This is a genomic window from Stenotrophomonas sp. SMYL86, assembly GCF_036320025.1.
Classification (GTDB): domain Bacteria; phylum Pseudomonadota; class Gammaproteobacteria; order Xanthomonadales; family Xanthomonadaceae; genus Stenotrophomonas; species Stenotrophomonas maltophilia_A.
This window is the reverse complement of sequence record NZ_JAWIRU010000002.1, coordinates 361,259-373,396: the sequence shown is the minus strand read 5'-3', so window position 1 is coordinate 373,396 and position 12,138 is coordinate 361,259. Positions and strand designations below refer to the sequence as shown.

The 12,138-nt window shown below is 64.5% G+C and carries 13 protein-coding genes; 12 read left to right on the top strand and 1 reads right to left on the bottom strand.

Going from position 1 to position 12,138, the window contains the following annotated elements:
• Positions 1-11 precede the first annotated feature (11 nt).
• Both V3B64_RS04370 and V3B64_RS04365 read left to right on the top strand, forming a co-directional pair.
• Positions 12-656, top strand: a complete 645-nt coding sequence (locus V3B64_RS04370) for a TetR/AcrR family transcriptional regulator (protein WP_329913697.1) — start codon at positions 12-14, stop codon at positions 654-656.
• A gap of 74 nt (positions 657-730) precedes the next feature.
• Positions 731-2,872 carry a TonB-dependent receptor gene (locus V3B64_RS04365; protein ID WP_329913696.1) on the top strand — a complete coding sequence of 714 codons (2,142 nt, stop codon included), beginning with the start codon at positions 731-733 and terminating at the stop codon, positions 2,870-2,872.
• Between the two features lie 56 nt (positions 2,873-2,928).
• Here the strand turns inward: V3B64_RS04365 and V3B64_RS04360 are convergent, their stop codons facing one another.
• The gene (locus V3B64_RS04360; protein ID WP_329913695.1) at positions 2,929-3,210 is read right to left on the bottom strand and encodes a hypothetical protein; all 282 of its coding nucleotides are present in this window, start codon (positions 3,208-3,210) and stop codon (positions 2,929-2,931) included.
• Positions 3,211-3,419: 209 nt separating this feature from the next.
• Between V3B64_RS04360 and V3B64_RS04355 the strand changes: the two genes are divergently transcribed.
• The 10 genes from V3B64_RS04355 to V3B64_RS04310 all read left to right on the top strand — a co-directional run bounded on the left by V3B64_RS04355 (position 3,420) and on the right by V3B64_RS04310 (position 12,105).
• Positions 3,420-4,094: a response regulator transcription factor gene (locus V3B64_RS04355; RefSeq protein WP_032128606.1), complete on the top strand. Its 675-nt coding sequence runs from the start codon at positions 3,420-3,422 to the stop codon at positions 4,092-4,094.
• A complete protein-coding gene (locus V3B64_RS04350; RefSeq protein WP_329913694.1) occupies positions 4,094-5,443 on the top strand; it encodes a HAMP domain-containing sensor histidine kinase in 1,350 nt (449 codons plus the stop codon). The genes V3B64_RS04355 and V3B64_RS04350 overlap by 1 nt, the downstream gene beginning before the upstream one ends.
• Before the next feature lie 341 nt (positions 5,444-5,784).
• Positions 5,785-6,183 carry a hypothetical protein gene (locus V3B64_RS04345; RefSeq protein WP_329913693.1) on the top strand — a complete coding sequence of 133 codons (399 nt, stop codon included), beginning with the start codon at positions 5,785-5,787 and terminating at the stop codon, positions 6,181-6,183.
• Between the two features lie 135 nt (positions 6,184-6,318).
• The gene (locus V3B64_RS04340; RefSeq protein ID WP_329913692.1) at positions 6,319-7,509 is read left to right on the top strand and encodes an efflux RND transporter periplasmic adaptor subunit; all 1,191 of its coding nucleotides are present in this window, start codon (positions 6,319-6,321) and stop codon (positions 7,507-7,509) included.
• Positions 7,506-9,470 carry a MacB family efflux pump subunit gene (locus V3B64_RS04335; RefSeq protein ID WP_345786209.1) on the top strand — a complete coding sequence of 655 codons (1,965 nt, stop codon included), beginning with the start codon at positions 7,506-7,508 and terminating at the stop codon, positions 9,468-9,470. The genes V3B64_RS04340 and V3B64_RS04335 overlap by 4 nt, the downstream gene beginning before the upstream one ends.
• Positions 9,471-9,560: 90 nt before the next feature.
• Positions 9,561-9,956 carry a hypothetical protein gene (locus V3B64_RS04330; RefSeq protein WP_049398244.1) on the top strand — a complete coding sequence of 132 codons (396 nt, stop codon included), beginning with the start codon at positions 9,561-9,563 and terminating at the stop codon, positions 9,954-9,956.
• Positions 9,957-9,982: 26 nt separating this feature from the next.
• Positions 9,983-10,360 (top strand): EF-hand domain-containing protein, encoded by a 378-nt coding sequence (locus V3B64_RS04325; RefSeq protein ID WP_049463021.1) that lies wholly within the window; start codon positions 9,983-9,985, stop codon positions 10,358-10,360.
• A 115-nt stretch (positions 10,361-10,475) separates the two neighbouring features.
• Positions 10,476-10,673 carry a hypothetical protein gene (locus V3B64_RS04320; protein WP_032128612.1) on the top strand — a complete coding sequence of 66 codons (198 nt, stop codon included), beginning with the start codon at positions 10,476-10,478 and terminating at the stop codon, positions 10,671-10,673.
• A gap of 398 nt (positions 10,674-11,071) precedes the next feature.
• Positions 11,072-11,638 (top strand): UDP-N-acetylglucosamine acyltransferase, encoded by a 567-nt coding sequence (locus V3B64_RS04315; RefSeq protein WP_071227578.1) that lies wholly within the window; start codon positions 11,072-11,074, stop codon positions 11,636-11,638.
• Positions 11,635-12,105, top strand: coding sequence for a hypothetical protein (locus V3B64_RS04310; protein WP_256200885.1), 471 nt, complete (start codon positions 11,635-11,637; stop codon positions 12,103-12,105). Before V3B64_RS04315 ends, V3B64_RS04310 begins: the two co-directional genes overlap by 4 nt.
• The last annotated feature ends 33 nt before the right edge of the window (positions 12,106-12,138 follow it).

Sequence of the window (12,138 nt, the reverse complement as noted above, 5' to 3'; positions counted from 1 at the left end):
GTGAACCGCCCATGACCCCGCCTCCAGGTCGTCGCGAACAGCGCAAGGCCGAGACCCGACAAGCGATTTCGGACGTTGCCACCGAGCTGATCATCCGGCGTGGCTTCGAGGCCGTCTCCATGTCCGAAATCGCCGAAGCCGCGGGCGTCTCACGCAAGACGGTCTTCAACTACTTCGCCAGCAAGGAAGACCTGGTGTTCGATCGCGATGAGGAGGCGCGCATTCTGCTGCGCGAGGGCATGATGGCGCGCAGCGGTATGACCCCGCTGGCGGCCTTCCAGTCGCTGGTGCGCGAGTTGCTGGAGGCTGGCCATCCGCTGCTGCGCATCAATGCCGGCGCTGCCGCCTTCTGGGGCACCGTGGCGGAGAGCCCGGTACTGGTCGCGCACGCGCGACGGCTCCAGGCGCAGTTGACTGACGACCTGGCGCGATTGATGGCCGACGCTGCCGGCCGGCCAGAACATGACGCCGAAGCGCGATTGGGCGCGGCCATGCTGCTGGCGTCGATGGTGGCGGCCTATGAGAAGGGATTGGCAAGCCAACTGCAGGGCGAGGACCCGCGTGAGGCCATGCTGCAGCTGATCGTGCGCGGCGCCACCGGGGTACTGGTGGCCTTGGCGGGCACCCCGTATACGGACCCCGGCGCGCGTCCATAACGCATTCGGGGGATAGGTCACGAAGTGTTGCAAATGCTAATCTTTCTCATTTGCAGACACCCCCCCCTCTCCCTATGCCTTTTCCAATGCCCCTGCAACGCGCCCTGTGCCTGGCACTGAGCCTGCCCCTGGCAACCCTTGCCCATGCTGTCGAACCCTCCACTGCCGCGCCAAAGGACCTGGACAAGGTCGAAGTTCGCGGACGTGCACAGACCCTGTACCGGGTGGACGATGCTGCGGTCGGCACCCGCACGGATACACCGCTGGAGCTGGTCCCACAATCGATCCAGGTCATCCCGCGTGAACTGATCGACGATCAGGCCGCGCGTCAGGTGACCGACCTCTATCGCAGCATCAGCGGCATCAGCTACTTCAGCTATGCCGGGGTGACCCTGCGCGGCTTCCGCCAGGAGAACGTGCTGTATGACGGCCTGCGCGGCGACCCGTATGCAGGTTTCTCGGTCCCGCAGTTGTTCAACATCGAGCGCGTGGAAGTGCTGAAGGGACCGGCAGGTGCGCTGTATGGCGGTGGTGATGCAGGCGGCGTCATCAACTATGTAACCCGCAAACCGAAAGCCAGTGCCGGACGCAACATCGAGATCCAGCTGGGCGACAAGAACTTCCGTGCCGGATCGATCGAGGGTACCGGGCCGTTGAATGCCTCCGGCAGCGTGCGCTATCGCGCCGGGCTGTATGCCGACAGTGAAAAGGGCGTGCGCTGGAACACCGACAGCGAAAGCGTGATCGGCGACGCCTCGCTGGCCTTCGACATCGGCCAGACCGGCGAGCTGGTGCTGCAGTTCACCGACATCACCCAGAACCTCGGCGGCAACCGCCTGCGCGGCGTGCCGGTGAATGATGCGGGCACCTTCCTGACCGACCGCCGCTGGAACCACAACGAGGCCAGCGACTTCCTCGACATGCGCGCCAAAGTGGCGCTGGCGCAGTACCGCTTCGCACCACGTGACAATCTGGATGTGGACTTCGCCGCTCGCTGGTTCAGCAACAACGAGCACCAGATGTACCACGAGCCGATGGGCCTGATCGATCGTGACCGCGATGGCGTGGCCGAGTGGATGACCCGCCAGCTGCGCAACCAGATCCGCGACAACGAAGCATTCACTGCCAACGGCAATGCAGTCTGGCGGGTGACCACCGGCGCGGTTGAGCACAAGGTGTTGTTCGGTGCCGATGTGTACCAGCTGGATGCGGATTTCACTGCACAGACCGCCAACAGCGCCGACCTTGCCCGTGGAGCGGGGCCGGTGCGCGGTATCGACCTGTTCAATCCCGTGTACGGCGCCAGTACCTGGCACGACTACAACCTGGCGGCCCTGCCCTGGCGCAGCACGTCCACCCGCAGCAAGCGCTATGGCGGCTATCTGCAGGACGAGCTGGCACTGGGCACACGCTGGCATGTGCTGGCCGGGCTGCGCTGGGATGGCTTCAAGGACGACGACCGCATTGCCGGCAGCAGTGTGGACGGCAACGACCTCAGCTGGCGGCTGGGAAGCACGTTCACCGTGCGCGAGGGCCTGAATGTCTACGCCAACGTGGCCAGTGGTTTCGTGCCGCAGAGTGCCGCCAACCAGAATCCGGCCGCTGGCGGACCGTTCGATGCCGAGCGCAGCAAGCAGTGGGAAGTGGGCATGAAGTCCCTGCTGGCCGACCGTGTGACCTTGAACATGGCCGCCTACCGGATCGACCGCAGCAATATCGTGCAGGCCACCGGCGAAGTGATCGGTGGCGTGAACCAGTTGGCCGCGCTCGGCCTGGTGCGCAGTACCGGCATGGAGCTGGATCTGCTGGCCGACCTCAGCGAGCGCTGGGTGCTGAATCTGACCTACGCCTACAACGATGCGCGGGTGAAGGATGCAGGCCCGAATGGCATCACCAACGCTTCCGGCGACCGATTTGCCAATGCGCCGCGCAACAAGCTGGGGCTGTGGACGCGCTACGACCTGCCGTCGATCAATTCGGCCATCGGCTTTGGTGCTGACCATGTAGGTGAGCGCGTCAGTCTGGACGGGCAGACGGTCAAGGCTTACACCGTGTTCGACATGAGCTGGAAGACCACATGGAAGCAGTGGCAGTTCCAGGCCAACGTCAAGAACCTGTTCGACAAGGTGTACGCGGCCAGTGGCTTCATCGAACGCAACGGGCATTTCCCGGGCGAGCCACGGCGGGTGTACGTGCAGGCCGCTTACAGCTTCTGACGCAGGGCTGGGGGCGGTGATGATGGGGAGGTGGCAACCCACCTCCCCTGTGGGTGTCAGTGCGAGCAGGCCACCAGCATCGAGCGGGTGGCCATCTGGGCGGAAGTGAAGCCATTCTTGTTGCCCACCGCGATGGCGTTGCCGTCGTCGCCATCCTTGCTGAAGACTACATAGCCGCCTGGGCACATCTGTCCGGCCTTTTCGTAGCAGCCACTCCAGGAACTGGAGCCGCTGCAGTCGATGGAGACGCCGCGCCGGCCATCAGGGGTAACGGTCATCTTCGCGGTGGTACAGCCACTCAACGCGGCCACGAGCAACAACGGAACGAACAACTTCATGGGTACTCCAGGGATTGGGGGGCAGCGAGTGGGCGCCAAGGCTGGAGTGCCTGGATTGCGCGAACCTTGCGCCGACAGCGTGTTTCCTGCGTCACCACAGCCGTGCGGAAGATCGGGAAGGCACGCCATGTTCACGCAATGTTCCTGTAATACGGTGCCGGCGCGTGCCGAACCGCCCTGCCACACCCCTTCCTGCCCAAGCCCTGCCGATGCACATCCTGCTGATCGAAGACGAAGCCGAACTGGCCGCCACCCTGAAATCCGCCCTGCAGCGCGAGCGCTACGTGGTGGACCTGGCCAACACGCTGGCACTGGCCCGCGAAGCGGCCCTGTGCGGATCGCACGATCTGGTGCTGCTGGACCGCACCCTGCCCGACGGTGACGGGCTGGGATTGATTTCCCTGCTGCGTGAGCGCAACCCTGGGGTGCCGATCATCGTGCTGAGCGCGCTGGGGCAGCTGCCGGACCGCATCGCCGGCCTGGATGAGGGCGCGGACGACTATCTGACCAAGCCCTTCGCACTTGAGGAACTGTTCGCCCGCATCCGCGCTGCAGGGCGCCGGCCGAGCGGCATGCAGGTGGAACTGGTCAGCATCGGCCGGTTGGTGTTCGACCCGGCATCGGGTGAAGCCAGTGTGGGCGGGCAACGGCTTGAGCTGCCGCGCCGCGAGATCCGTGTGCTGACCGCGTTGGCCCGGCGGCTGGGGCGCACCGTGCTCCGCGAGTCGATTGAAATGGCGGTGTATGGATTCGATGACGGCATCCATTCCAACACGCTCGACTCGCACGTCTCGCGCCTTCGCCGCAAGCTGGCCGATGCCGATGCAGGAGTAGAGATACACGCCATCCGCGGCGTCGGCTATCTGATGCGGGAAGCCAAGTAATGGCGCGTCGTCCCTCGCTGAAGCGCCCGTTGATCGTCAAAACGCTGATCTATCAGCTGCTGGCGTTGCTGGTGGCGTTCTTCGCGCTGCTGATGGTGCTGATACGTGCCGACAGCGGTGGCTACTACACCATCCAGACCTTCGCGCCGGTGGCGGCCGGCGCGGTGCACCGCGACCGCAATGGCGACCTCTACGTGCAGAACACGCCGGAACTGGCCGAACTGCTGAAGGTCGTTCCCGGTGCATGGTTCATCGCCGAGGATGAGCACGGCCACCACGTTACGTTCGGGCCTGTGCCGCCGGCCTATGCCTCGCTGGTTGGCGCACTGGATGGCATCCCCTTTGGCGACCTGCGCGGGCGCGACCGCAGCGATGGCCTGGCCGTCGTGGTCCGCCAGCACAGCGGGCCGGCCGGCAAGCTGACCATCATGGCCCATGGCGAAACCGATACGCTGACCTGGCAGATGGCGTTGGCGGCACACATCATCACCCTGCCGATCTTCCTGCTGCTGGGCCTGGCCACCATCGTCCTGACACCGATCATCGTGAGACGAGCCTTGGCCGGGGTGGAGCGCATCGCCCAGGAAGCCCGCAACATCTCTGCCAGTCGGCGCGGTGTCCGCCTGACAGAAACCGCGGTGCCGGTGGAGATCGCTCCGTTGGTGACGGCGGTGAATGAAGCACTGGAGCGGCTGGACGAGGGGCACGAGCGGCAACGCCGCTTCATCGCCGCCGCCGCGCATGAGCTGCGCACCCCCATCGCGATTCTGAGGGTAAAGGTCGATGCAGCCGACGACGCCACCTCGCGCAGCCTGGCCGTGGAAGTGGCACGGTTGGCGACGCTGGCAGAGCAGTTGCTGGATCTGCACCGCATGGACGAAGACGGGCCGAAGGAAACCATCAACCTGGCGCGGGTGGCCAAACGGGTGGCCGCCGATCTGGCGCCGCTGTTGATCCAGTCGGACAAGACCGTAGCCGTGGCGGTGGAATCGCACTTCCCGGTGTTCGGCGAGACCGGCGCAGTGGAGCGGGTAATCTCCAACCTGGTGCTGAATGCTGCCGAACATGGCGGACGCCAGATCATCGTGCGCGTTCAGGGCAGCTGCCTGGAGGTCGAGGACGACGGCCCCGGCATACCGGTCGACCAGCGCGAACGGGTTTTCGAACCCTTCCAGCGGCTGCGGCCACGGCAGACAGGCGCAGGCCTGGGGTTGAACCTGGTGCGCCAGGTGATCGACCGCCACGGCGGCCACGTCACGATTCTGGATGCGCCTGGCGGTGGTGCATTGATCCGTGTTGAGTTTCCACTGCACCCGGGCGTGACCAGCGCGCCACCGCTGGAGCACTGAACACACCGCGCGCACCTGTGTAACTGGCACCTGTCCATGCGATGCCGGTAGCGAGGACAGGCAAGGTTGCGGCAATGTTCGCTGCACAGCATCGGGGTGTGGCACCTGCCGTGTCACCGCGTTCCGATCTGACAGGAAGCCTGCATGTGACCCAGGGAGCTCCGCCACCGTCCTCTTCCACGCGCACTGTGCCACCGCGGAATTCGCCGGGCCTTACCGCTGCCGCATGGAATCGCCACCCGCGCACTGGCCGTGCACTCGGCCTGGAACATTGGCCGCATTGGCTGCGGGCGGTTCCCGAAACCGAGCGCGCAGGTGTATTGATGCGGTTGTTCGGCGCCTTGTTCCTGCTGCTGCCCGGCATTGCACTGGTGGCTTCAACGTATAGGCACGCCAGCGCTGCGGCGGCCGCTGCTGTGCTCCTGTTCATTGCCGTGCATGCCGCGCTGCATGGGTTGGCGGCATGGCGCGCGGCAACCTCGCGCCCGATGTCACCACTGCTGCGCGTCCTGGATGGTCATGCCACCGGGATGATGATTGCCAGCGCGCTGCTGATCGCCATTGGTGCAGGGATGACGAAGCTGCCTGTTCCAGCATTCTTCTGGTTGTTGGCCGGCGCGGTGAGTCAACTCTTCGCTGCGCGATTGTCAGGTCACCGGCTGCGCAATGCACTGCTGGTTCTCGGTAGCGCCCTGCAGTTCATCGCCGTAGCATTGCTCGCCCTTCCTGCCGCACGCTGACACAGCGACAGCCCCGCAAGGTTCACGCAATCCAGCGCATCGAGACTCGACGGCCAACCCCGTCTGCCACCCCAGACGTGTGTCTCTTCTGCCGCGAGGACCCGCGATGACCTGTCTCTACTGGATGCTGCGCCGATGAGCGCCGCACCACGCAAGCGCCGCCGGGCGCTCATGATTTCTACCGCCCTGCTGTTCAGCGCACTGATTCTGTTCGCATGGTTGCGGCCCGCACCACCTCCGCAACTGCAGGTTGCGCCGGTCGTTCGCGGCAGCATCGAACAGGTGGTGGAAGCCACTGGCACGCTGAAGCCCTCGCGACTGGTCAGCGTGGGTGCGCAGGTCTCCGGCCGCATCGACACCCTGCATGTGAAACTGGGCGACAAAGTGAAAGCCGGCGATCCCATCGCCGATATCGATTCGCGTACTCAGCGCAATGCATTGCTGAGCGCGCAGGCCGCACAGCGCACCGCGCGCGCCAACCGCGATGCACTGGCCACCGACCTGCGCCAGTTCGAATTGACACTGCATCGGCAGCAGCAACTGGCTGCCGTGCAACTGGTGGCCCGCGCCGACTTCGATGCAGCCAAGGCCAAGGTCGACGCCACCCGTGAACAGATCGCCGCGTTGGACGGTGAAGTTGCGCGCCGACAGACCGACGTCGATGTCGCGCAGACCAATCTCGAGTACACCCGCATCACCGCCCCCACCGACGGCACCGTACTGGCCGTGGTCGCGCGCCAGGGGCAGACCGTGAATGCGGTGCAGAGCGCACCGACCATCGTGATGCTGGGCAATCAGGACGTGATGACGGTATACGCCGAGATCTCCGAGGCTGACGTCGTACACACCGCTGTTGGGCAGGAGGCGTTCTTCACCATTCTTGGTGATGCCGGTCGCCGCTACAGCAGCAGGCTTCGGGATATAGCACCAGCACCAGAATCGATCACCAACGAAGACAGTTCCAGCCTCGCCGCACCGGCGGTGTCGGGTGGCAGCCGCACGGCCATGTACTACAACGGCCAGTTCGACGTGGACAACGCCGATGGCCGCCTGCGCAGCTACATGACCGCGCAGGTTCGCATCGTGCTGGGCCGCGCCAACGACGTACTGACCATTCCCTCGGCCGCATTGGGGGCGCGCGCCGCCGATGGCAGCTACAGCGTGCAGGTCCGTGGTGCCGACGGCCGCGCCAGCACGCGGCGCATCACCACCGGGCTGGATGACCAGATCCAGGTGGAAGTACGCGACGGGCTGAAGGAAGGCGAACAGGTCGTGCTGGCGCAGGCCAACGTCGAAGCCACCAGCGCACCCGCTCAGCCCAAATGAGTACGACCATGACCGAGCCACTGCTGCGCGTTCGCGGCGTGCGCCGTGAATTTGCCGCAGGCGAGCAGACACTGGTGGTACTCGACGGCATCGACCTGGATGTTCACGCAGGTGAACTGGTGGCCATCGTAGGCCAATCCGGTTCTGGCAAGTCCACGCTGATGAACATCCTGGGTTGCCTGGATCGCCCTTCCGCTGGCGTCTATCAGATCGCCGGGCGCGAGACCGCGCAGATGTCGCCTGATGAACTGGCCGAACTACGCCGCGAGCACTTCGGCTTCATCTTCCAGCGCTATCACCTGCTCACCGATCTGACTGCACTGAGCAATGTGGAGGTGCCTGCGATCTACGCCGGCATGCCTGCCGAAGCACGCCATGCACGGGCAGCCACCCTGCTGTCGCGGCTGGGTCTGGGCGAGCGTATGCAGCATCTCCCTGGCGAGCTCTCGGGCGGCCAGCAGCAACGCGTTTCGATTGCGCGTGCGCTGATGAATGGTGGCGCGGTGATCTTCGCCGACGAACCCACAGGTGCGCTGGATACGCATTCCGGCAAAGAGGTGATGAAGATCCTCGGCGAGCTGCACGCCGAGGGCCATACCGTGGTGCTGGTCACGCATGACATGGCCGTGGCCGAGCATGCGCAGCGCATCATCGAAATCCGCGATGGGCGGATCGTGGATGATCGTGCAACCGGTACTGCTCTGGCGGCGGGCGTGGCGACGCCAGCCGCGCCCCAATCCGCGGGTAGCGGCGGCTGGCAGGTCTGGCGGGACCGTTTCGCTGAAGCCTTCCGCATGGCACTACGCGCGATGAACGCCCACCGCATGCGCACCTTCCTGACCATGCTCGGAATCATCATCGGCATTGCTTCGGTCGTGGCGGTGGTAGCACTGGGCACCGGTGCACGGCAGGCCATCCTGTCCAACATCTCCTCGTTGGGTACCAACACGATCGAGATCTATCCCGGTTCCGGTTTTGGCGACCTGCACTCGGCGCGGGTGGAAACACTCACCCCCGGCGACAGCGTGGCCTTGGCCCGGCAGCCATTCGTGGACAGCGCCACCCCGGGTGTTGCCACCAGCGGCACCGCCCTGCGCGGCAACCGCTCTGCCAGTGTGCAGGTGCAGGGCGTCAGCGAGCAGTACTTCCGCGTTCATGGCCTGAAGCTCGGCGAGGGCGCCTTCTTCGGTCCACCCGGCGTGGCCGGCTACCAGCAGGTGGTGGTGATCGACGCCAATACCCGCGCACGCTTCTTCGCCGCGACCGACAACCCGATCGGGCAGACCCTGCTGCTGGGCAATGTTCCGGTGCGCGTGGTGGGTGTGGTGAAGAAGGACGCCGGTGCGGCCGGTGATGCATCGCTGCTTCGGGTATGGCTGCCCTACACCACCGCAATGGCGCGCGTACTGGGGCAGAGCCACGTCTCCAGCATCACCGTGCGCGTCTCGGATGCGATCAGCATGGAAGCGGCTGAGCAGGCCATCGCGCGACTGCTGACTCGCCGCCACGGCAGCACCGATTTCTACATGAGCAACAACGCGCAGATCCGTAGATCCATTGAACAGACCACTGGCATCCTGACCATGATGATCAGCTCCATCGCTGCCATCGCACTGGTGGTGGGCGGAATCGGGGTCATGAACATCATGCTGGTCTCGGTGACCGAACGAACCCGCGAGATCGGCGTGCGCATGGCGGTGGGCGCGCGGCGCAGCGACATCCTGCAGCAGTTCCTGATCGAATCGGTGCTGGTCTGCCTGCTCGGTGGCGTGCTCGGCATCGGCGTGGCGCTGGCGCTGGGCGCGGTGATGGAGCTGGCCGATGCGGGCTTCAGCCTGGTGTTCTCCGTCAATTCGATTCTGGCTGCATTCGTGTGTTCCAGCCTGATCGGCGTTGGTTTCGGCTTCCTGCCGGCACGCCGTGCCGCACAGCTGGATCCTGTGGAGGCGCTGGTTCGATAGCCGCTGCAATTGCTCGCCCTGACGGCAGGTTCGCGCAATGTCTGCAGGGTGTACTACGGCTACCAACGATGTCCGCACAGGAGCTGGACGATGTTTCTGAAGACAGGAAGAACCGCGCTGATTCTGGCGGTCGCTGCGCAGCTGGTGTTGATGCCGTACGCCGGCGACGCCCATGCGCAGCGTGGCGACCGCTACAACCCGCAATGGAACCAGGACTACCGCGATCGGGAGCGCGATGCATGGGAACGGCGCGAACGTGAGCGGAATCATGAGCGCGAACGCGAGCGCCGGCACGATGCCAAGACCGCCGGTGTCGTGGTGGGCGTGGTAGGTGCAGCGGTGGTGGCCGGCGTGATTGCCGCTGCCGCCAAACGTGAGCGTGAGACCCGCGAGCGCGCCGACTACTGCATGAACCGCTACGGCAACTACGACCGCCGCAACGACACCTATCGCGGCGCCGACGGCTACACCTATCCCTGCCGCTGACCTGCAATTTTCAAGGAGAATCACCCATGACCAGGATCACTCTATTGATCGCCCTGTGCACTGCCCCGTTGCTGGCCCAGGCCTCACCGGCCGACCCGAAGCAGGCCTACATCGACGCCACATTCACCGCCATGGATGCCAACAACGACGGACGCGTCGACAAGACCGAGTACGCGACATTTCAGCAGGAACGTTTCAGCAAGCAGGCCGATTCCATCGACGCCGCGTTTTCCGCGATGGACAGGAACAAAGACGGCAGGATCAGCAAGGAGGAAGCCAACGTGGTGCCGGAGATCGCGAAGTACTTCGCGGGCCTGGACACCGATGGTGATGGCTATCTGTCGCTGAAGGAAATGCAACAGGCCATGGTTGCCGCTCAGACTGCAGACGCGCCAACAAAGTAAATGCAGGGCGGGGCGCTGAAGATGGATACCCATCCGGGCGCGGTGCGGGTTGAATACACCCTCTTCCCACGTTAGCCTCCGAGGTGCCCAAGGAGGGCTATCAACGGAGTGAAGCATGAAGATTGGATTCAAGCTGTCTGTTGCTATTGCGGCTGCTGCACTGACCCTGGGAATCGGCAGTGCCTCCGCGCAGTCCCGCTGTACCCCGTGCTACACCGCGTACGAGGCCTGCCTCGCAGCGGGCAATGGCGAGAAGGTGTGCTACCCGGCTTTTGCCCGCTGCCTGCGGAACAGCGGCTGCACCATCCCGTAAGTCACGCACTGCCGTGATGTGTGCCGGCCCCCATTGCGGGGGCTGGCATTGGTGCTTCTCGAAAGGTGCTCCTCGCTCCTCACGGTATCAGTCTGCATTCCAGCTGGCCGGCCGAGCCGAGCATGCACGCAGAATACCCATCCGCCATATCGGTAGCACAATGCGTCCGGCGCATTTGCGCGACGACGCGCGGACCCGGTGCTGAGCCCCTGGCACCCTTTTCCGTCCTTCGCAGCACCAATCCTGCCAGGTGACAGTACCAGGCAGATCGCCCCAATTCAGGTATCCTTGCGCGCAGTCAGCCACGCCTTCATGCGGCCGCTGCGGTGCAGCATCGTCGTTGCCGACGAACACACGATTCGCCATGGATGTTTCAACGTAGTCACAGGGGAAAATGGATGAAGAAGTTTCTGTTCGCAGCGATCATCGCCGTGTCGCTGGTAGGTTGCACCACCAATCCACCGCTCAATTTTTCGGTCCCGAATGTCGGGGTCAGCAGCAAGAAGATTGATGGCGAGTTGAAGTCATTGACGGTCACGCTGGCACGTCCGGATGAAGCCAAGGGCAAGATCCCCGCGCAGGCCCAGCACGAAGTGCCGCAGATGTGGCAGAACGCGTTGACCGAAGCGCTGAACAAGATGGCGGTGTTCCGCGACGACGCGCCGGTGAAGTTGAGCCTGTCGGTGAAGATCCTGGCGATCGACATTCCGAGCTTCGGTGCATCGATGACCACCAAGACGATCGCCCGCTACGAGCTGATCGATCGCGCAACGGGCAGCATCGTCTACACCCAGGATGTCAGCGCGTCCGGCGAAGTTCCGTTCAACTACGCCTTCGCAGGCGTGATCCGTGCCCGTGAGTCGATCAGCCGCTCGGCCCAGAACAACATCGCCCAGTTCCTGCAGGCCCTGGAGACAGTGGATATCTCCAAGCCGATGTTCCCGAACAAGCAGGAAGCGCCGTGAAGCGCCTGCTGCTGGCCGCATCCGCTGCTGTGATGCTGACCGCATGCGCACCAAATGTGCGCACGGACAGCTACTCCATCGGTTCGGTGGGACAGGTCAATCGCACCGTCAGCGGCACGGTCATCAGCGTCCGTGCGGTCAGTATTGACGGCTCACAGGGCGGTGGTGCCGTTGCCGGCGCTGCGGCTGGCGGCGTGGCCGGCTCCACCATCGGTGGCAGCGACCAGGCGGCGGCCATCGGTGCCATTGGCGGCCTGGTGGTAGGCGCGATTGCCGGCGCAGCCTCCGAACGCGCACTTTCGCAGGCCAAGGGCCTGGAATACGTGGTGCAGACGGAGAACGGCAATCTGATGACAGTTGTACAAGGCCCCGATCCGGTATTCAGCACCGGCATGCGGGTGCTGGTGCTGTATGGGTCACCCTCGCGGATCATTGCCGATCCACGCCAGCCGAAGTCGGCCCCGTAAACGCGGCGATGCCCCTTTCATGGGGCATCGCTC

Excerpts from the sequence above, each read along its gene's own strand:
- V3B64_RS04370 (WP_329913697.1), top strand. The coding sequence starts at position 12 with ATGACCCCGCCTCCAGGTCGTCGCGAACAGCGCAAGGCCGAGACCCGA.
- V3B64_RS04365 (WP_329913696.1), top strand. The coding sequence starts at position 731 with ATGCCTTTTCCAATGCCCCTGCAACGCGCCCTGTGCCTGGCACTGAGC.
- V3B64_RS04360 (WP_329913695.1), bottom strand. The coding sequence starts at position 3,210 with ATGAAGTTGTTCGTTCCGTTGTTGCTCGTGGCCGCGTTGAGTGGCTGT.
- V3B64_RS04355 (WP_032128606.1), top strand. The coding sequence starts at position 3,420 with ATGCACATCCTGCTGATCGAAGACGAAGCCGAACTGGCCGCCACCCTG.
- V3B64_RS04350 (WP_329913694.1), top strand. The coding sequence starts at position 4,094 with ATGGCGCGTCGTCCCTCGCTGAAGCGCCCGTTGATCGTCAAAACGCTG.
- V3B64_RS04340 (WP_329913692.1), top strand. The coding sequence starts at position 6,319 with ATGAGCGCCGCACCACGCAAGCGCCGCCGGGCGCTCATGATTTCTACC.
- V3B64_RS04335 (WP_345786209.1), top strand. The coding sequence starts at position 7,506 with ATGAGTACGACCATGACCGAGCCACTGCTGCGCGTTCGCGGCGTGCGC.
- V3B64_RS04330 (WP_049398244.1), top strand. The coding sequence starts at position 9,561 with ATGTTTCTGAAGACAGGAAGAACCGCGCTGATTCTGGCGGTCGCTGCG.
- V3B64_RS04325 (WP_049463021.1), top strand. The coding sequence starts at position 9,983 with ATGACCAGGATCACTCTATTGATCGCCCTGTGCACTGCCCCGTTGCTG.
- V3B64_RS04320 (WP_032128612.1), top strand. The coding sequence starts at position 10,476 with ATGAAGATTGGATTCAAGCTGTCTGTTGCTATTGCGGCTGCTGCACTG.
- V3B64_RS04315 (WP_071227578.1), top strand. The coding sequence starts at position 11,072 with ATGAAGAAGTTTCTGTTCGCAGCGATCATCGCCGTGTCGCTGGTAGGT.